This window comes from Microbacterium sp. Root553 (assembly GCF_001426995.1).
Classification (GTDB): Bacteria; Actinomycetota; Actinomycetes; order Actinomycetales; family Microbacteriaceae; genus Microbacterium.
Genome location: NZ_LMFY01000001.1, coordinates 902740 through 922915, shown reverse-complemented (window position 1 = coordinate 922915; position 20176 = coordinate 902740). Strand labels below are relative to the sequence as shown.

The window sequence follows — 20176 nt, the reverse complement described above, 5'->3', positions numbered from 1 at the left end:
GCATGACCTTCAGCTCGACATCGCTCGAGTCCGAAGCCACGCCGGCGGGTGACTCCAGTCTCGACACGACACTGGAGTCACCCCCGGCCTCTGGCCGGCGGCTGCTCCGCGCGTTCCTGACCGACTGGGGAGCCATGCTCTCCAGCACCTACATCCTGCTCATCATCCTGATGGCGATCTTCGCGCCGCTGCTGACGATGCTGAGCGGATGGGGGCCGTACAAGTTCGACCAGTCGGCCATCGACCCCAACCTCGGGGCGATCCCGATCGGACCCTTCGGCGGCATCAGCGCCGAGCACTGGTTCGGCGTCGAGCCCGGCAGCGGCCGCGACATCTTCGCCCGTATCGCCTACGGCGCCCGCGTCTCGATGACCGTCGCCCTGTCGGCGACGCTGCTCACCACGGTGATCGGCGTCGTGATGGGCCTGCTCGCCGGCTACTTCGGCGGGCTCATCGACCTCGTCATCTCGCGCGTCATGGAGTTCCTGATGGCGTTCCCCGCCCTCATCTTCATGATCGCGATCCTGTCGGCGCTCCCCGCCGACAACCGCGTCTTCCTTCTCGTCGTCGTCATCTCGCTGTTCGGCTGGCCGTATCTCGCCCGCATCGTGCGCTCGCAGACCCTCTCTCTCAAGGAGCGCGAGTTCGTCGAGGCCGCCAAGGCGTCGGGTGCGACCAGCGTGCGGATCATCTTCCGCGAGATCCTGCCCAACCTGCAGTCCACCATCATCGTGATGGCGACCCTCGCGGTTCCCGGCTACATCGGCACCGAGGCCGGGCTGTCGTTCCTCGGCGTCGGCGTCGTCCCGCCGACCCCGAGTTGGGGCCAGATGATCGCCGCCGCGACCCCGTGGTACGCCGTCGACCCGATGTACTTCGTGATCCCCGGGGCGTTCCTCTTCCTCCTGGTGCTCTCGTTCACGACGCTGGGCGACCGCATCCGCACCATCGCCACCAGTGGGGAGGCCCGCTCATGATCCGCATCGTCGGCTCCCGCCTGCTCGGCATGATCATCGTGCTGTTCCTGGTGACCCTGTTCACCTACGCGATCTTCTTCCTGCTCTCGGCCGACCCCGCCGTGCAGATCTGCGGCAAGAACTGCACCCCCGAGCGCATCGATCAGATCCGGGTGAACCTCGGACTCGACCAGCCGTTCTGGACCCAGTTCTGGGGCTACCTCGGCGGTCTCTTCACCGGCCGCACGTTCGAGGTCGCCGGCGCGGCCGTCGAGTGCGCTGCTCCGTGCCTGGGCTACTCGTTCCAGACCAGCCAGCTCGTCGGCGACATGATCGTGCAGCGACTGCCCATCACCGCGACGATCGCGATCGGTGCGGCGGTGCTCTGGCTGCTCGGCGGCGTGGCCGCCGGTGTGCTCAGCGCGGTGAAGGAGGGCAAGTTCCTCGACCGCTTCTTCGCCGGTCTCACGCTCGGCTCGATGTCGATCCCGAACTACGTGCTCGCCCTCGCCCTGCAGTTCATCTTCGTGGTGGCGCTCGGCTGGCTGCCGTTCCCGCAGGCGGTGGCATTCGCGGATGATCCCGGCCAATGGTTCCTCAACTTCATCCTCCCGTGGATCGTGCTCGCGGTCGGCTACGCGGCGGTCTACACGCGCCTCACCCGAGCCAACGTGATCGACACCCTGCAGGAGAACTTCGTGCGCACCGCGCGGGCGAAGGGTCTGCAGCCGGGGCTCGTCTGGCGTCGCCACGCGCTGCGCCCGGCATTGACCCCGATCGTCACGATCTTCGGGATGGATGTCGCGGGCCTGCTCGGCGGCGCCGTGATCACCGAGACGGTGTTCGGCCTCAACGGCGTCGGCAAGCTCACCGCCGATTCGATCACGGCCAACGACCAGCCGGTCATCATGGCCGTCACCCTGCTGTCGGCGTTCTTCGTGATCATCGGCAACATGGTCGTCGACCTGCTGTACACCGCCATCGATCCGCGCGTCAGAACGGGGGCATCCGCATGAGCGGCACCGAGAACACCGGATCTCCGGACGCTACGGCGGTGTCGAGCGGCACCGCGCCCGAGAGCGGTACCGGCAGCGGCCCGCTGCTGTCGGTGCGCGACCTCACCGTCTCGTTCCGCACCGCGCAGGGTCCTGTCAGCGTCGTGAAGAACCTCGAGTTCGACGTGCCGCGGGGCGGCGCGCTCGGCATCGTCGGCGAGTCGGGATCGGGCAAGTCGATGACGAGCCTTGCGATCATGGGCCTGCTGCCCAAGGGCGGCACGGCCACCGGGTCGGTGCGCTTCGACGGCGCCGAGCTGCTCGGCATGCCCGAGCGCGAGAAGCGTCGGGTCCGTGGAGACCGCATTGCGATGATCTTCCAGGATCCGCTGTCGTCGCTGAACCCGTATTACCGGGTCGGCACGCAGATCGCCGAGGCCTACCTCTCGCACCGCAGCGGCGTCTCGCGGCGGCAGGCACGGGCGGTCGCGATCGAGGCCATGGAGCGGGTGCACATCCGCGACGCCGCCCGCCGCGTCGACCACTACCCGCACCAGTTCTCGGGCGGCATGCGCCAGCGCATCATGATCGCCATGGCGCTCAGCATGGAACCCGACCTGATCATCGCCGACGAGCCGACCACCGCGCTGGATGTGACGGTGCAGGCGCAGATCCTGGATCTGCTCGACGAGATCCGCGGCGAGACCGGGGCAGGGCTCATCCTCATCACCCACGACCTCGCCGTCGTGAGCGAGGTCACCGACCAGATCGTCGTGATGCGTGCGGGCGAGACCGTCGAACGAGGGTCGGTCGAGCAGGTCTTCAGCGACCCGCAGGCCGACTACACCCGGCGGCTGCTCGATGCGGTGCCGCGCATCGACGACGAGATCGGGGTGCTGCGCACCACCGAGATCACGCTGCCCCATGACAGTGCGGTGCCGGGCACCGGGAGGAGCACACGATGACCACCGAGACGCCGCTGTTCCGCGGCACCGATCTGGTGAAGGAGTTCGCGACGGGATCCGCCGGCCCCCTGGGCAGGGCGAAGACGTTCCGCGCGGTCGACGAGGTCTCGCTCGAGGTGCACCGCGGCGAGACGCTCGCCGTGGTCGGCGAGTCGGGATCGGGCAAGTCCACGACCGCCCGACTCGTCGCCCGCCTGATGGACGCCACCAGCGGAAAGCTCGAGTTCGAGGGTGCCGACGTGACCCGCGCCAAGGGCGGCGAGCTGCGGGAGTTCCGCGGAGCCGTGCAGGTGATCTTCCAGGATCCGTACTCGTCGCTGAACCCCAAGCACACGGTCGAACGCCTGGTGACGGCGCCGCTCGTCTATCAGGGGCGCAAGATCCCCGGCGGCGCGCGCGCCTTCACCCGCGAGCTGATGGAGCGCGTCGGTCTCGATCCGATGCACTCCGAGCGCTACGCCGCGCAGTTCTCGGGTGGCCAGGCGCAGCGCATCGGCATCGCCAGGGCCCTGGCCGTGCGGCCGAAACTCGTCATCTGCGACGAGGCGGTGTCGGCGCTCGACGTGTCGGTGCAGGCGCAGGTCATCAACCTGCTGCGCGACCTGCAGTCGGACGAGGGCTTCGGCTACCTCTTCATCGCGCACGACCTGGCGGTGGTGCGCCAGATCGCCACCCGGGTGGCGGTGATGTCGCAGGGCGCGATCGTCGAGACGGGCCTGCGCGATGCGATCTTCGAGCGTCCGGAGCACGAGTACACGAAGACGCTGCTCAAGGCCGTGCCGCGCATCAACCCGGAGTGGGATGCGCGGCGACGAGCCGCCGAGGCCGCGCGTGCGGGCCGGACGCCGGATGCGGTGCCGGAGGCCGCGCCGAATGGCACGCCCGCCGCACCCGCCGCGCCCGACACGGAGGACCCCCGATGACCCGCACGCCGACGACGCAGTACATGCTGCCCGGCATCCGCGTCCGTGAGTACCGCACGACGGTGCCCCTCGACTGGAACGCCGCCGACGGCGAGACCATCGAGCTGTTCGTGCGCGAGCTCGTCGACCCCGAGGCCGACACCGCCGATCGTCCGCTGCTCACCTATCTGCAGGGCGGACCCGGCGGCGCGAACCCCCGACCGCTCGGTCGTGACGGCTGGATCGACGAGGCGCTGCGCGACTACCGCGTGGTGCTCGTCGATCAGCGGGGCACGGGACTCAGCACGCCGCTGGATGCCGCGATCGTCGCCGAGCGCGGCGATGAGGGGGGCGAGTACCTGGCCTGCTTCCGTGCGGATTCGATCGTGCGCGATCTCGAGCACGTGCGCACCGACCTGTACGACGGCCGACGCTGGGCGACTCTCGCGCAGAGCTTCGGCGGCTGGATCACCATGACCTACCTGTCGTTCGCCCCCGAGGGGCTGACGGCGAGCTACGTGTGCGGAGGGGTGCCCGGCATGCCGCCGCGGGCGAGCGAGGTCTACCGCCGCACGTTCGAGCGGGTCGAGACCAAGACGGCCGAGTTCTACCGCCGTTTCCCCGACGACGAGGCCGCCGTCGCGCGGATCGCCGACCGGCTGGCGGAGGGCGACGTGCGCCTGCCCGACGGCGACCTGCTGACGGTGCGCCGTTTTCAGTCACTGGGCATCGACTTCGGCATGAAGCCGGGGTTCGAGCGGCTGCACTGGCTGGTCGAGAAGGCCTTCGTGCGCCCAGGGCAGCTGTCGACGGCGTTCCTGCAGGACGTGATGACGCTGTCGTCGAGCGCCGGCAACCCCCTGTTCTGGACCCTGCAGGAATCGATCTACGGCGACGAGCAGAGCGGTGCGACCGCGTGGGCGGCGCAGGCCGAGCGCGAGCGGCGCCCGCAGTTCGACGAGGCGCGTCGGCCGCTGCTGTTCACCGGCGAGATGGCGTTCCCCTGGATGTTCGACGAGGTGCGACTGCTGCGCGGCTTCCGCACCGCGGTCGACCAGCTCGCCGCGAAGACCGACTGGTCGCCCCTCTACGACCGTGCCGCTCTGCAGCGCAACGAGGTGCCGGTGGCCGCGGTCGTCTACTTCGATGACATGTACGTCGACGCCGGTCTGCAGCTCGAGACCCTGACGGGTGTCGGCGCCTCGCAGTCCTGGGTCACGAACGAATACGAACACGACGGGATCTCCTCGGGCCGCACGCTGACGCGCCTGAGAGAACTCGTCAGAGACCGTGGAGGAGAGCGCGCATGAGCGACACGACCACCGGAGCACGCCCGCCCTATGCGGGAACCCGCTATCCGAGGCTGGCGCAGATCCCCGCCTTCCGCGAGTTCATCGCGCAGGGGTGGGACGACGTCCCGACGCGTCCCGACCTGCCGCAGGGGAGCGCGCAGGCCGCGGCCGCGCATCGCGAACGACTGAGCGCGGCCATGCCGGGCACGACCCTCGTGCTGAGCTCGGGAATCGCCCCGGTGCGCAACGACGACTCCTCGTACGGATTCCGTGCCGACAGCAGCTTCGTCTGGGCGACGGGATGCCAGACCGAAGAGGCCACCCTCGTGATGTGGGCGCGCCCCGGCGGTCACGACGCCGTGCTCTACATGCCCGCGCCCTTCCGCCCCGGCGACGACGGGTTCTTCAGCGATGCGCTGCACGGCGAGCTCTGGGTCGGCCCGTCGGCGGGCCTCGCGGAATGGGCGGACGAGCTGCAGGTGACGGTCGAGCCGCTCGGCGCCCTGGCGGCCCGTTCCGCCGACTTGCGCGGCGCGCTCGCCGCCCGCTCGGCCGGCGCGCTCGCCGCGGAGCACGACCTCGAGGTCTCCGCCGATCTCGAGCGCACCCTCTCGCGACTGCGCATGGTGAAGGACGAGTGGGAGATCGGTCAGCTGCGGCTGGCGATCGATGCGACCGTCTCGGGCTTCGGCGCCGTGGTCGCCGAGATCCCCCGTGCCATCTCCGAGGGTCTCGGCGAGCGCTGGCTGCAGGGCACGTTCGACCGCCACGCGCGAACCCACGGCAACGGTCCCGGATACTCCACGATCGTCGGCTCGGGGCCCCACGCGCCGATCCTGCACTGGGTGCGCTGCGACGGTCCGATCCTCCCCGATCAGGCGCTGCTGCTCGACATGGGGGTCGAGGCGCGTTCGCTCTACACCGCCGACGTCACCCGCACGGTTCCGGCCCAGGGCACCTTCAGTGGGGCTCAGCGCGAGGTGCACGATCTCGTCGAGAAGGCGCACCGCGCGGGTCTCGCGCAGATCCGGCCCGGCACGGCATACCTCGACTTCCACTTCGCCTCGATGCAGGTCGTGGCCCAGGGACTGCACGACTGGGGTCTTCTTCCGGTCTCTGTCGACGAGGCGCTGTCGCCGCAGGGCCAGCAGCACCGTCGCTACCTCGCGTGCGGCATCGGCCACCACCTCGGGCTCGATGTGCACGACTGCAGCCAGGCGCACTACGAGGACTACATGGGCGCCGACCTCGAGCCTGGCGTCGTGATGACGGTCGAGCCCGGTCTGTACTTCCACGCGCACGACCTGACGCTGCCGCCCGAGCTGCGTGGCATCGGCGTGCGCCTCGAAGACGACATCCTCGTCACCCCCACCGGATCCGATGTGCTCTCCGACGCCCTCCCCATCGACGCCGCCGGCATCGAGGAGTGGACGCGGCGCCAGTGGGCGTCGCGATGATCCGGGGCAACGCGATGGCCTGGGGCGCGGCGACCGACCGCGTCGAAGGGCGGGCCGACCGCGCCGGGGGAGCGACGGGGTCGTCCGGCATCCTCTCGTCCGCGCGGCTGCGGCCCTTCCCCCTCGATCGCGTGCGCCTCGGCGACGACAGCGTCTTCGCGCGAGCCCGCGACCAGATGCTGCACCTGGCGCGCGTGTATCCGGTGGATCGTCTGCTCGCCGTCTTCCGCGCGAACGCGGGTCTCGACACCCGGGGCGCTCCGGCTCCCGGCAACTGGGAGGACTTCGGCCACCCGCGCGAGCAGGCGTGGGGCGAGCACGACTACCCCGGGCGGGAGAGCGCGCAGACCGCGAATCTGCTGCGCGGGCACTATGCCGGGCACTTCCTGTCGATGCTCTCGCTCGCCTACGCGGGGGAGCGCGATGAGACGTTGCGTGCCAAGGTCGACGAGTTCGTCGCAGGGCTCGGCGAGGTGCAGCGTGCGCTCGCCGCCACCGGCCGGTTCTCGCACCCCGGCTTTCTCGCCGCCTACGGCGAATGGCAGTTCTCGCGACTCGAGGACTACGCGCCGTACGGCGAGATCTGGGCGCCGTACTACACGACGCACAAGATCATGGCCGGCCTGCTCGACGCCTACGAGCTGACCGGCAGCACCGAGGCGCGCGACATCGCCGTCTCGATGGGCCACTGGGTGGCGCACCGCCTGACCCGACTCGACCACGAGCGGATCCAGCGCATGTGGTCGCTGTACATCGCCGGAGAGTACGGGGGCATGAACGAGACGATGGCCCGGTTGAGCGTCGTCGCCGACGAGCCCCTCTTCCTCGAGGTCGCACGGCTCTTCGACCAGGACGACCTGCTCGCGGCCGGCGCCGACCGCCGTGACGTGCTCACCGACATGCACGCGAACCAGCACCTGCCGCAGCTGCTGGGCTACCTCCACGAATACGACCTCACCGGCGAGCGCCGCTACCTCGACGCCGTGCTCGGCCTCTGGGATCGGATCGTGCCCGGTCGCACCTTCGCGCACGGCGGCACGGGCGAGAGCGAGCTGTGGGGTGCGCCCGACACCGTCGCGGGCGACATCGGGCATCGCAACGCCGAGACCTGCGCCACCTACAACCTGCTCAAGATCGCGCGACAGCTGTTCGCCCTCACCCGCGACGCACGGTTCCTGGCCTACTACGAGCGCGGGATGCTGAATCACATCCTCGCCTCGCGCCGCGACGTCGACTCCGACACGAGTCCCGAGGTCGCATACATGTTCCCGGTGAATCCCGGGGCGGTCGCCGAGTTCGACAACATCGGCACCTGCTGCGGAGGCACCGGGCTCGAGAACCACGTGAAGTATCAGGACACCGTCTTCTTCACCGCGGCGGAGACGGATGCGGGTGCCGACGACGAGCTCTGGGTCGCGCTCTTCGTGTCGGCCGCGCTCGACTGGCGCGAGCAGCACGTGACGGTGCGGATGCTGACGACGCAGCCCTTCGGCGGCACGACCGAGCTGCGCATCGTCGGCGACGACCAGTTCGTCGACGGCACACCCCTGACCCTGCGCATCCGTGTGCCCGAGTGGGCGATCGGCGCCCCGACCCTCAGGGTCGGCGACGAGAAGATCCCGGCTCCTGTCGAAGACGGGCACCTGGTCGTGCGCCGCCGCTGGACGTCGGGCGACGTCCTCCGCATCGAGACGCACGCCTCGCTGCGGGCCGTGCCGACACCCGATGACGCGGTGCTGCAGTCGATCGAGTTCGGCCCGTCGGTGCTGGTCGCGCGGTCGGATGCGACCACCACCCTCGATCTTCCGCTCACGCAGCGACGGCGCCTCGACGGGTCGCTGCGTGCCGACGACGCCGAATCCGCCGCCGATGTCGAGGCCGCGCTGCGCGCCGACGGCGCGGTGCGCATCGCCGGGGTGCGCTTCGAGCCCGTCTGGACCGGCAGCGACGACAGGTACCACATGTATGTGCGGGCTTCGGGGGCCGACATCGCGTTCGTCGGGGCCGGGACCGACGTGCCGGTGCGCCTGCGGCAGGACGGTTCGTCGCTGCTCGACGACGTCTGGCGCGAGCCGGCGCCGCGGACCCGCGCCGCGTTCCTCGACCGGGTCGGCGAGACCGCGAGCGCCGCGCGTCGTGACGGACTCCTCGCGCAGACCGAGCTGATCCGGGTGCTCGCGGCCGCTGCGGCCGCCGATGTCGACGGTCTCGGCGGGCACCCCCGCGGCGCGGTGCGCGACACCGACGCCGCCGGGGTGACGTGGCTCGAGAGCGCCGACGCCGACGGCATCCCCGTGGTCGAGTGGAGCATTCCGCGCGCGCTCGCCGAGGCTTCTCTCGCGCCGTCGCTCGCGATCGCGACCGACATCATCCCGGCGCCGTCGGGCTGGTTCACCGAGCTGCCGACGGTCACCGTCGTGGCCGACGATCTCGCCGGATCCGGCGGCCTGCAGGTCGAGGTGTCGCTGGCCGACGGGGCATGGAGTCCCTACACCGGGCCTTTCCCGCTGCCCGGCGACGGCGTGCATCAGGTCAGGGCACGCGCGACGGATGCTGCGGGTGCGACGGGACATGCGGCTCGCGACTTCGCGGTCGACACGGGAGCCCCCGTCTCCCGCGCCACGGTCCGCCGTCTCGGATCCAGCGTCGAGATCACCCTCACGGCGACCGACGACGTGTCGGGGGTCGAGCGCATCCAGTGGGAGGGCCCCGGCACCTTCTGGGCGACGTTCCAGGAGGCGTTCACTCGCGCGCTCAGCGACGAGGAGCAGGTCGTCGAGTTCGCGGCGACCGACCGCGCGGGCAACGAAGAGGCCCGTCAGAGGCTTATTCTGCCGTCACGGGGCGACGGCTCGTGACCGATCGGATCGTTTCGTGGACAGGGCAGTCCCCACCCACTAACATTGCAATTGTACTAATCCATCACTCTGGTGCCGAGGGGCGCCGACAGCACAGGAGTTCTGACTCATGACCGAAAAGAAGCCGTGGCACGGTGTCAACCTCGCGACCACGCTGCCGATCAATCCGGACTTCTCCGTCAACTACGACGCCTACGCCGAGCACATCCGCTTCACCACCGACAACGGCGTGACGGGGATCATCCCCAACGGCTCGCTCGGCGAGTACCAGACCCTCACGGAGGAGGAGCGCAAGCGCGTCTACCTCACCGCCGTCGAGGCGTCGCCCGAGGGCGTGGCCGTGATCCCCGGCGTCGGAGCATACGGAGCGATGGAGAGCGTGCGCTTCACCGAGCACGCCGCCGAGCACGGCGCACCCGCCGTCATGCTGCTGCCCCCGAACGCCTACCGCGCGAGCGATGACGAGGTCGTCGACCACTACCGTCGCGTCGCCGCCGTCGGACTGCCGATCCTCGCGTACAACAACCCCATCGACACGAAGATCGACCTGCGTCCCGAGCTGCTCGCGCGCCTGTTCGACGAGGGACTCATCGTCTCGGTCAAGGAGTTCTCGGGCGACGTGCGCAACGCCTACGCGATCCGCGAGCTCGCGCCGGGCCTCGACATCTCGATCGGATCCGACGACGTCGTGCTCGAACTCGGCATCAACGGCGCCGTCGGTTGGGTCGCCGGCTATCCCAACGCGATCCCGGCATCCACCGTCGAGCTCTACAACCTGTCGACCTCGGGCGACCCCGCCAGCTGGGCCAAGGCGCACGAGATGTACCGCGACCTGCACCCGCTGCTGCGCTGGGACTCGAAGACCTGGTTCGTGCAGGCGATCAAGCTGTCGCAGGAGGTCGCCGGAGTCGCACCCGCCGGCATCACGACCCGCCCGCCGCGCCTGCCGCTTCCCGACGAGGTGCGCACGCGTATCATCGCCGACACCGAGGCCGTTCTGGCCAAGGGCTACCGCTGATCCGGAGAGACGACACATGCGAGCACAACGCCTCTTCCACGCCGTCGACTCCCACACCGAGGGGATGCCGACGCGGGTGATCGTCGGCGGCGTCGGAGCGATGCCGGGGTCGACCATGGAGGAGCGCCGGCAGTGGTTCATGGCGAACAGCGATGACCTGCGCCTGCTGCTGATGAACGAGCCCCGCGGCCACAGTGCGATGAGCGGCGCGATCCTGCAGCCGCCGACGCGACCCGATGCCGACGTCGGCGTGCTCTACATCGAGGTGTCGGGCTGCCTGCCCATGTGCGGGCACGGCACGATCGGCGTGGCGACCGTGCTCGTCGAGACGGGCATGGTGCCGGTCATCGAGCCGGTCACCACGATCCGGCTCGACACCCCGGCAGGTCTCGTGATCGCCGACGTGCACGTGTCCGACGGGCACGCCGACAGCGTCACCCTGCGCAACGTGCCGTCGTTCGTCGTCGCGCTCGACCAGGTCGTCGACGTGCCGGGGCTCGGCGCCGTCGAGTACGACCTCGCCTTCGGCGGCAACTTCTATGCGATCGTCTCGCTCGAGCAGATCGGGCTGCCGTTCGACCGCGCGCACAAGGACGAGCTGCTCGCGGCGGGACTCGCCATCATGGACGCGATCGAGGCGACGGGCGAACCCGTGCACCCGGTCGACCCCACCATCCGCGGCTGCCACCACGTCTACCTGAAGGCGCCGGGGTCGACCGCGGTGCACTCGCGGCACGCGATGGCCATCCACCCCGGGTGGTTCGACCGTTCGCCCTGCGGCACCGGCACGAGCGCGCGCATGGCTCAGCTGCACGCGCGGGGCGAGCTGCCGCTCGATCAGGACTTCGTCAACGAGTCGTTCATCGGCACGAGCTTCACCGGCCGCCTCGTCGAGACAACCGAGGTCGCCGGCATCCCCGCCGTCATCCCGACGATCACCGGCCGCGCGTGGGTGACGGGCACGGCGCAGTACATGCTCGACCCCAGCGATCCGTTCCCCCGGGGGTTCGTGCTGTGACGTCAGTTCCCGTGATCGGCGTCGACGAGATCGATGCGGCGATCGACCGCCGCGGTGCGGTCGACGCCATCACGTCGGCGCTGCGCGACGGGGTCGACATCGAGGCCGACGCTCCACGCCTGTTCAGCCCGCTCGACAGCGGCGAGTTCCTGCTGATGCCGACGCAGTCGCCCGAGCACGCGGGCATCAAGGTCGTGACGATCGCCCCGCACAACACCGCGCGGGGTCTGCCCAAGATCCAGGCGTGGTACCTGGTGTTCGACGCGGCGACGCTGAGCCCCCTCGCGATCCTCGACGGGGCCCACCTGACGACCCTGCGCACCCCCGCGGTCACGGCGGTCGCGATCCGCGGCATGCTGCAGGCCGACCCGCGGGGCCCGAGGGGCGGCATCGAGTCGCTCGCGGTGCTCGGGTCGGGACCGCAGGCCGAGGCGCATGTGCGCACGCTCGTCGACCTGATGCCGGTCGGCGCGGTGAGCATCGTGGGCCGCGCCCCTGACCGCACCGCCGCACTGGTCGAGCGACTCCGCGCCGACGGCATCGCCGCGGCATCCGGTGCTCTCGAAGACGTGCGCGCCGCCGATGTCGTCATCACGGCCACCTCGTCGAACGTGCCGGTTCTCGGCCGCGCCGATGTCGGCGATCACGCCGTCGTGGCGGCCATCGGCTCGCACGGCGCTGAGCGCCGGGAACTGGGCGCCGATCTGATCACCGACGCCGATCTGGTGGTCGAGGCCCGGGCATCCGCACTGCGCGAGAACGGCAACCTGCTGCAGGCGCTCGACCTCGCGCACGGGAGGGCGGGTACGCAGCCCCTGACGAATCTGGGAGAGTTGGTGGCGGGTGCATTCGTGCGCCGCCAGGCTCGACCGGCCGTCTACACCGGCGTCGGCATGAGCTGGGAGGATCTCGCCGTGGTGGCGCGGATCCTGAGCTCGGCGCACCGCGCTGATGCATCGCCTCGGAGGGGGAACACAGATGTCCGGAACTGACACACGCAGCCTGGTGCGACTCAGCAAGCAGCCCAGTGTGCGCGACACGGTGACCCGTGCGCTGCGGTCGGCCATCATCAGCGGTGAGATGCAGCCGGGGCGGGTCTACTCCGCGCCGAGCCTCGGCGAGGAGTTCGGAACGTCGGCGACGCCCATCCGCGAGGCCATGCTCGACCTGGTGCGCGAGGGGCTCGTCGTCGCGATGCCCAACCGCGGCTTCCGGGTGACCGAGGTGTCGTCCCACGATCTCGCCGAGGTCACCGAGCTGCGACTCTTCCTCGAGCCGCCGGCCGTCGAGAAGGCGACCCCGCTGATCCCCGAGAGCGCGTTCGCCGAACTCCGCAGCAAGGCCGACGACATCGTCGAGGCGGCCGAACGCGGCGACCTCGTCGAGTACCTGAGCGCGGACAGCGACTTCCACCTCGCGATCCTGCAGTACGCGGGCAACGCCCGTCTCACGCAGCTGGTCCAGTCGCTGCGCTCGCAGACGCGTCTGTTCGGTCTCGCGGAGCTGTACGAACGCGGGCGCCTCACCGGCTCCGCCAAGGAGCACCACACGATCATGGATGCCATCGAGTCCCGCGACGCGGTGCGTGCGCGCGAGCTCGTGGTCGCGCACATCGAGCACGTGAAGGGCGACTGGTCGGGGCACACGGTGGGCGAGCCCCACCCCTCGGAGGCGAACGGCTAGTGGGCTCATCGACAGCGCGCGCCGACGTCGTCGTCGTCGGGGCGGGAGTCGTCGGTGCCGCGACGGCCTACTTCGCCGCGGCCGCGGGCCTGCGGACGATCGTCGTCGAGCGCGGGTCGATCGCCTCGGGCACGAGCAGTCGGTGCGAGGGCAACATCCTCGTCTCCGACAAGGAGGTCGGCCCCGAGCTCGAGCTGTCGCTGTATTCGCAGCGGGTGTGGCGCGAAGACCTCGCCGAGCACGCCGCCCTGTGGGAGTTCGAGTCCAAGGGCGGTCTCGTCGTCGCCGGCAGTGCCGCGAGCATGGCGGGACTGACCGCGCTCGTGGGGCATCAGCGCGAGCTCGGCATCCGCGCCGAGATCATCGACGGCAACCCCGGGCTGCGCGAGGTCGAGCCCTACATCAACCCCGCTCTCGTCGGCGGCGCGTTCTACCCCGACGATGCGCAGGTGCAGCCGCTGCTGGCCACCCACCACCTCCTGCGCCTCGCGATCGCGCACGGCGCCGAGCTGCACACCAGGACGGCGGTGCACGGCATCCGCACCGATCACGGCCGTGCCGTGGGAGTCGACACCTCGATCGGCCGCATCTCGGCCGGCGCCGTCGTGAACTGCGCAGGGCCCTGGAGCGGTGAGCTCGCCGCCCTCGCCGGCGTGCACCTGCCGGTGCTGCCCCGACGCGGGTTCGTGCTCGTCACCGAGCCGGTGCCGATCACGGTGCACCACAAGGTCTACGCCGCGGAGTACGTCGGCGATGTCGCGAGTTCGGATGCCGGGCTGCAGGTCTCGCCCGTCGTCGAGGGCACCCCGAGCGGCACGATCCTGCTCGGCGCCAGCCGCGAACGCGTCGGGTTCGACCGGTCGTTCTCGGCCGACGCCGTCGCACGCATCGCCGCGAGCGGGCTCGGTCTGTTCCCGGCGCTGCGTGATGTGGGCGTGCAGCGCGCCTACTCCGGATTCCGCCCGTACTGCCCCGACCACCTGCCGGCCATCGGCGAGGATGCGCGACTGCCGGGCCTGTGGCACGCGGCCGGGCACGAGGGCGCCGGAGTCGGCCTCTCGGTCGGCACGGGCAAGCTGCTGTCGCAGGCGCTGCGGTCGGAGGCGACCGATCTCGACCTGACCGCCTTCCGCCCCGATCGACTCGAAGGGCTCGTCGCCGCATGACCCGCACCAGCCTGCAGTTCGACGGCGCCCCCGTGCCCTTCATCCCTGGGCAGACGGTCGGTGCCGCCCTCGCGGACGCGGGGATCGTCTCGTGGCGCACGACTCGCAGGGACCGCGCTCCCCGCGGGCTCTTCTGCGGCATCGGGGTGTGCTTCGACTGCCTCGTCACGGTCGACGGCGCACGCAGTCAGCGCGCCTGTCTCGTCGAGGCGTGCGAGGGGCAGGACGTGCGCAGCGCCGATCCCGACGAGCCGCTGCCGCTGACGTTGCCGCTGACGCTGTCGGCTCCCGCGGAGGCGGAGGCGGAGGCGGAGGTGCGTCCCGCGTCGGCGCTGCCGCGCCCCGCGTCGACCCCGGCGCACCCGGCGTCGCCGCATCCGGAGGACTCGCATGGCTGAGTGGACCGACTCGACGACCGAGACCGCGCCCGCCGATGTCGCGGTGGTCGGTGCGGGCCCGGCCGGGCTGAGCGCGGCGGTCGTCGCCGCCGAGCACGGGCTGCGGGTCGTGCTGATCGATGCCGGACGCCAGACCGGCGGCCAGTACTGGCGGCACCCTGATGAGCGTCATCGCGACGCCTTCACCGCGCCCGAGAGCACCGGCCATCACCACTGGCGTCACTACACCGACCTGCGCGATCGGCTGTCGGCCGCCGTGGCATCGGGCCGCCTCCGGCATCTCGCCGGGCGGCAGGTGTGGCGCACCGACGGCTACGGCGACCGGGTCGCCCTGCGCACGAGCGCGGTGAGCGGCACCGACACCCTGCCGCACGCCGAGCGGACCACGTGGGCGCGACGACTCGTGATCGCGACCGGAGCGTACGACCGGCAGCTGCCCGTTCCCGGGTGGACGCTGCCCGGGGTGATGGCCGCCGGAGGCGTGCAGGCGATGCTGAAGGCGAACCAGGTGCGCGCCGGACGCCGTGCGGTGGTCGCGGGCACCGGACCCTTCCTGCTCTCGGTCGCCGCAGGGCTCGCCGAGGCCGGAGTCGAGGTCGTCGAGGTGGTCGACGCCAACGCGCTCACGCGCTGGGCAGCGACGCCGCTGCGCGCGCTGCAGGAGCCGGGCAAGCTGTGGGAGGGCGTCGGGTACGCCACCACCTTCCTGCGCCATCGCGTGCCCTTCCGCACACGCACCGTGATCAGTGCCGTCCGCGGCAGCGGTCGCGTGAGCGAGGTCGAGCTGTCGCGCGTCGACGGCGAAGGCCGCATCCGCCCCGGTTCGTCGCGCACCGTCGCCGCCGACCTCGTCGCGTTCGGTTGGGGATTCACCCCGCAGCTCGAACTCGCGGTCGGACTCGGGCTGCGCACCCGCATCGACGTCGACGGATCGCTCGTGATCGATGTCGACGACGACCTGCGCGCCTCCGATCCGCTCGTCTTCGCCGCGGGCGAGGTCACCGGCATCAGCGGAGCCGTCGCATCGTGCGCCGAGGGCGAGCTCGTCGGATCCGCCGTCGCACGCGACCTCGGCGCGCCCACCGACGCACGGACGATGGCGCGGCATCGTCGACGCCTGCAGCGCGGCCGGCGCTTCGCGATCGGCATGCACCGAGCCAGCCCCGTTCCCGCCGCCTGGGACCAGTGGCTGACCCCCGAGACCCACATCTGCCGCTGCGAAGAGGTCACCGCCGCCGAGGTGACCGACGCCGTCGATGCGCTGCGCGCCGACGACGCACGCGACGTGCGGGTCACCGCCAGACCCGGCATGGGGCTCTGCCAGGGGAGGGTGTGCGGATTCGCCCTCTCGAAGCTCGTCGCGACCGGCACCGGCGGCGACGTCGATGCCGCAGCCCTCGAATCCTTGACCAATCGACAGGTGGGCGTGCCCGTCTCGCTGGGCGACCTCGCCTCGCTCGTGCCGCACCATCCGAACCAGGAGGAGTCATGACCTTGCACGACACATCCGACGACCGCGTCGACCAGATCATCGATCGCGCAGGCCGCGCGTCCGAACAGTGGAAGCGCGCCACCATCGCCGATCGTGCGCGGGCGCTCGACGCCGTGGCGGATGCTCTCGACCAGCACGCCGACGAGCTGATCCCGCTCGCGCAGCGCGAGACGCACCTCGCCGAGGCGCGCCTGCGGGGTGAGCTGCGTCGCACCAGCTTCCAGCTGCGCATGTTCGCCGAGATGCTGCCCGAAGGGCTCTGGCTCGACGCGCGCATCGACCACGCCGACGCCGAGTGGCCGATGGGGGCCCCGCGCCCCGACCTGCGTCGTCAGCTCGAGCCCGTCGGCACGACGCTCGTGTTCGCGGCGAGCAACTTCCCCTTCGCGTTCTCCGTGGCCGGGGGCGACACCGCGAGTGCGCTCGCCGCAGGCAACGCCGTGGTGCTCAAAGCCCACCCCGGGCACCCCGAGCTCTCCGATGCGACCACCGATGTCGTCGTGGCGGCTCTCGCGGCCGCCGGTGCGCCCGAGGGACTCTTCCAGACGATCCACGGCACCGAGGCCGGTGTGCGTGCGCTGCGCGCCCCCGGGGTCAAGGCCGCCGCCTTCACCGGATCGGTCAGGGGAGGGCGCGCGCTGTTCGACATCGCCGCGTCGCGCCCCGAGCCCATCCCGTTCTACGGCGAGCTCGGCAGCACGAACCCCGCGTTCGTCACGAAGCGCGCGGCAGAGCGGGATGCCGCCGGGATCGCCCGCGACTTCGTCGCCTCGGTCACCGGCAGCGCCGGACAGCTGTGCACCAAGCCGGGGGTGCTCTTCGCGCCCGCGGGGTCGGCGATCGTCGCAGAGCTCGAAGCGCAGCAGCTGCCGGCCGCGACGCCGTTGCTGAACGGCGGCATCGAGAGCGGCTTCCGCGACGCGGTGGCCTCGACCCGCGCCGTCGACGGCGTGCGCACGCTCGCCGCGGCGCCGGACGATGCGTCGGACGCCCAGGCGCCGTCGGCCGTGCTGTTCGCCGCGTCGAGCGAGACGCTGCGCGCCGACATGGACACCCTGATGAGCGAGATGTTCGGACCCGCGGCGCTCGTCGTGACCTACGACGACGAGAGCGAGCTGCTCGAGTTCGCCGATCTGCTCGAGGGGCAGCTGACGGCCACGATCATCGGGGAGGATGACGACGAGATCGCGGTCGACCTGCTCCCCAAGCTGTCGGAGCGGGCAGGGCGTGTGCTCTGGAACCAGTGGCCGACCGGCGTCTCGGTGACCTGGGCGCAGCAGCACGGCGGACCGTACCCCGCCACGACAGCGGTCGGCACGACGTCGGTGGGCATGGCCGCGATCACCCGGTTCCTGCGTCCCGTCGCCTACCAGAACGTGCCCGAGGGGCTGCTGCCGGATGCGCTCAAGGAGGGCAACCCCCTCGGCATCGTGCGGCGCGTCGACGGCATCCTGATCCTGCCCTGACCCGGGCGGGGTCACTTTCGCATCTGTCCCGGGGCGGGGTCACTTTCGCATCGGTCCGGGGTGCGGGGTCACTTTCGCATCCGTCCCGGCTGTTTCCGGTGCGTTTTTGACCTCGCACCGTGATCCGGTGCGTTTTCGACCCCGCACCGCGATCCGGTGTCTGGTCTCCCGCGTGCGGGGTCACTTTCGCATCTGCCGGGGTGCGGGGTCACTTTCGCATCCGTCTCGGCCGTTTCCGGTGCGCTTTCGACCCCGCACCGTGATCCGGTGCGTTTTCGACCCCGCTCCGCGATCCGGCCCGTGTGGTCCCCCGTGGTCCCGGGGTCACTTTCGCATCTGTCACGGGTCCGGGGTCACTTCCGCATCCGTCTCGGCCGTTTCCGGTGCGTTTTCGACCCCGCACCGCACCGCGCCCACCCCGCACCGGGCCGGCTGCGCGGTCAGGCCGTCGAGGTCGGCATCCAGACCCGCATCGAGGCGCCGCCGTCGTACTCGGCGAACGGACGCAGCTCGACGGTGGTCGGCTCGGATGCCGGTTCCTCGGCCCCGCGGGTGTACAGCGGCCGCGCGACGGTCGACATCCGGTGCGCGGCGATCCTCACGCGGGGGCCGAGCAGACCCGGCGCCTCGCCCGCGGCCTCGGCGTCGCCATCGCCCTCGGTCGCGGTGGCGGTAGCAGCGTCGGCAGGAGTGACAACTACAGCGGCCCCTGCCGCGAGTTCCCGTTCGTCGACGAGCAGGCCGTCGACGTCGCCGACCGCGCAGTAGACGACAGGCCCGCGGCGCACGGCCACGGTTCCGCGCACGGCGTCGATGCGCGGATGCGGATGGATGACGTCGATCTCGACCGGCAGGGCTAGCTCGAGCACGGTGCCGTCGACGAGCGCGTCGTCGACGACGATCCACCCGTCTTCGACGACCGCGTCCACCGCGTCCACCGTGCCGACCACCGCATCCACTCCACCGACCGCACCGACCGCATCGACCGCATCGACCGCATCCACCGCATCCACCGCATCCACCGCACCGGCCGCTGCGCCGTCGCGGCGCAGGGTCAGCGGGCGCCCGGCCGCCCAGCCCGGTACACGCAGGGCGAGCCTGCGGCATCCGTCAGCGGCGTCTCCGTCGACGCTGATGCGTACGCGGCCGTCGGCGGGGTACGCGGTGTCGATCGTCACCGTCGCGCCGTGCGCCTGCAGGGTGGCCGATGCGTAGAGGACGATGTCGAGCCCGTCGGGGCGCTCGGCGCCGAGGTGGCTCTCGAGGGCCGCGAACGTGCGCATGAGGTTGGGCGGGCAGCAGGCGCAGCTGAACCACCGACGGCGGGCCGGCGGGGCATCGCCGCCGTGCAGATGCTCGTCGCGCACCTGCAGCGGATTGACGTAGGTGAACGAGTCGCCGCGGGTCGAGATGCCGGCCGCGACGACGTTGTAGAGGGCGGTCTCGGCGACATCCATGCAGGAGACGTCGCCGGTCGCCAGGTACATGCGCCAGGCCCATCCGAAGAGAGCCACCCCTGCGCAGGTCTCGGCGTACGCGCGATCGGGCGGCAGCTCGAAAGCGTCGCCGAACGCCTCGTCCTCGTGTCGGGCGCCGGTGCCGCCGGTGATGTACGAGCGGCGCGACACCATGTCATCCCACTGGATGCGCATCACGTCGAGCATCTGCGTCTCGCCGGTCTCGAGGTACAGGTCGGTGATGCCCTGGTTCAGGTAGAGCGCGCGCACCGCGTGCCCGCGCATCCTGGTGGCCTGCAGGGCCGGCTGCTCGTCCTGGTAGTAGGGGGCGCCGAAGATCACCCCGCCGAGGAACCCGGAACCGCGTCGACGGATGAAGGAGGAGGCCAGGTCGAGCGCCCCCGAGGAACCCGTGGTGCGGTACAGCTCGACGAGCGCCGCCTCGATCAGCGGATGTCCGCAGTACTCCACCGCATCGTCGGCGCCCATGCGGGCCACGACATGGTCGGTGAATCGCTCGGCGACGCGCAGCAGCCGGTCGTCGCCGAGCGCCCGATGCGCCCCGACCGCCGCCTGGATCAGGTGGCCGAGGCAGTAGAGCTCGTGTCCCTGGGCGAAGTCCGTCCACGGCTGCCGGTCCTCGCGCTCCAGATAGGCCGAGTCGAGGTAGCCGTCTTCCTGCTGTGCGCGCTCGATGAGTGCGACGGTCCGATCGAAGAACGCACGGATGCCGTCATCGCCGTCGCGACCGAGTTCCCAGGCCGCCGCCTCGAGCGTCTTATAGATGTCGGAGTCGGCGAAGAGCATTCCGCGGAACTCGGCATCGGATTCGCCGGTGAGCCGCCGCACGTTGTCGAGGGTGCCGTACTCCTCGAGCATCGCGATCCCGTGCGGCAGCGTGACCTCCCGGTTGCGCACGTGCCAGTCGTGCAGGAGCCCCCGCTCGATGACCGGCGAGACCGGCAACGGGCGGCGCACGCCATGGGTCGTGAGTCCGACCGGGGCGGGAGAGGGGATGCGGATGTCTGGCATGGGCTGACTCTTCTCCGAAGT

The 20176-nt window shown here is 71.0% G+C and carries 16 protein-coding genes; 15 read left to right on the top strand and 1 reads right to left on the bottom strand.

Annotated elements, in window-relative coordinates; genetic code table 11:
• Positions 1–2 precede the first annotated feature (2 nt).
• From ASD43_RS04120 to ASD43_RS04050, 15 genes are all read left to right on the top strand, one after another.
• Positions 3–977 (top strand): ABC transporter permease, encoded by a 975-nt coding sequence (locus ASD43_RS04120; RefSeq protein ID WP_056413964.1) that lies wholly within the window; start codon positions 3–5, stop codon positions 975–977.
• Positions 974–1972, top strand: coding sequence for an ABC transporter permease (locus tag ASD43_RS04115; RefSeq protein WP_056413962.1), 999 nt, complete (start codon positions 974–976; stop codon positions 1970–1972). The genes ASD43_RS04120 and ASD43_RS04115 overlap by 4 nt, the downstream gene beginning before the upstream one ends.
• On the top strand, positions 1969–2916 hold the full coding sequence (locus ASD43_RS04110) for an ABC transporter ATP-binding protein (RefSeq protein ID WP_056413959.1): 948 nt from the start codon (positions 1969–1971) through the stop codon (positions 2914–2916). Before ASD43_RS04115 ends, ASD43_RS04110 begins: the two co-directional genes overlap by 4 nt.
• Entirely contained in the window at positions 2913–3839 is a 927-nt protein-coding gene (locus ASD43_RS04105) for an ATP-binding cassette domain-containing protein (protein WP_056413956.1), read from the top strand. Before ASD43_RS04110 ends, ASD43_RS04105 begins: the two co-directional genes overlap by 4 nt.
• Positions 3836–5128 (top strand): alpha/beta fold hydrolase, encoded by a 1293-nt coding sequence (locus ASD43_RS04100; RefSeq protein ID WP_056413953.1) that lies wholly within the window; start codon positions 3836–3838, stop codon positions 5126–5128. The genes ASD43_RS04105 and ASD43_RS04100 overlap by 4 nt, the downstream gene beginning before the upstream one ends.
• A complete protein-coding gene (locus ASD43_RS04095; RefSeq protein ID WP_056413950.1) occupies positions 5125–6567 on the top strand; it encodes an aminopeptidase P family protein in 1443 nt (480 codons plus the stop codon). The genes ASD43_RS04100 and ASD43_RS04095 overlap by 4 nt, the downstream gene beginning before the upstream one ends.
• The gene (locus ASD43_RS04090) at positions 6564–9425 is read left to right on the top strand and encodes a beta-L-arabinofuranosidase domain-containing protein (protein WP_235564011.1); all 2862 of its coding nucleotides are present in this window, start codon (positions 6564–6566) and stop codon (positions 9423–9425) included. Before ASD43_RS04095 ends, ASD43_RS04090 begins: the two co-directional genes overlap by 4 nt.
• A gap of 109 nt (positions 9426–9534) precedes the next feature.
• Positions 9535–10443, top strand: a complete 909-nt coding sequence (locus ASD43_RS04085) for a dihydrodipicolinate synthase family protein (RefSeq protein WP_056413947.1) — start codon at positions 9535–9537, stop codon at positions 10441–10443.
• 16 nt (positions 10444–10459) lie between these two features.
• A complete protein-coding gene (locus ASD43_RS04080) occupies positions 10460–11461 on the top strand; it encodes a proline racemase family protein (RefSeq protein WP_056413944.1) in 1002 nt (333 codons plus the stop codon).
• Positions 11458–12453 (top strand): ornithine cyclodeaminase family protein, encoded by a 996-nt coding sequence (locus tag ASD43_RS04075; RefSeq protein ID WP_056413941.1) that lies wholly within the window; start codon positions 11458–11460, stop codon positions 12451–12453. Before ASD43_RS04080 ends, ASD43_RS04075 begins: the two co-directional genes overlap by 4 nt.
• Positions 12440–13144: a GntR family transcriptional regulator gene (locus ASD43_RS04070; RefSeq protein ID WP_056413939.1), complete on the top strand. Its 705-nt coding sequence runs from the start codon at positions 12440–12442 to the stop codon at positions 13142–13144. Before ASD43_RS04075 ends, ASD43_RS04070 begins: the two co-directional genes overlap by 14 nt.
• Positions 13144–14310, top strand: a complete 1167-nt coding sequence (locus ASD43_RS04065) for an NAD(P)/FAD-dependent oxidoreductase (RefSeq protein ID WP_056413935.1) — start codon at positions 13144–13146, stop codon at positions 14308–14310. The genes ASD43_RS04070 and ASD43_RS04065 overlap by 1 nt, the downstream gene beginning before the upstream one ends.
• On the top strand, positions 14307–14708 hold the full coding sequence (locus ASD43_RS17620) for a (2Fe-2S)-binding protein (protein WP_082539241.1): 402 nt from the start codon (positions 14307–14309) through the stop codon (positions 14706–14708). Before ASD43_RS04065 ends, ASD43_RS17620 begins: the two co-directional genes overlap by 4 nt.
• Complete coding sequence (locus ASD43_RS04055; protein WP_056413932.1) at positions 14701–16200, top strand: NAD(P)/FAD-dependent oxidoreductase; 1500 nt, start codon at positions 14701–14703, stop codon at positions 16198–16200. Before ASD43_RS17620 ends, ASD43_RS04055 begins: the two co-directional genes overlap by 8 nt.
• On the top strand, positions 16197–17666 hold the full coding sequence (locus ASD43_RS04050; RefSeq protein WP_082539240.1) for an aldehyde dehydrogenase (NADP(+)): 1470 nt from the start codon (positions 16197–16199) through the stop codon (positions 17664–17666). Before ASD43_RS04055 ends, ASD43_RS04050 begins: the two co-directional genes overlap by 4 nt.
• 440 nt (positions 17667–18106) lie before the next feature.
• Here ASD43_RS04050 and ASD43_RS04045 read toward each other — a convergent pair whose 3' ends face one another.
• Positions 18107–20155, bottom strand: a complete 2049-nt coding sequence (locus tag ASD43_RS04045; protein WP_056413929.1) for a glycoside hydrolase family 127 protein — start codon at positions 20153–20155, stop codon at positions 18107–18109.
• Positions 20156–20176 lie beyond the last annotated feature (21 nt).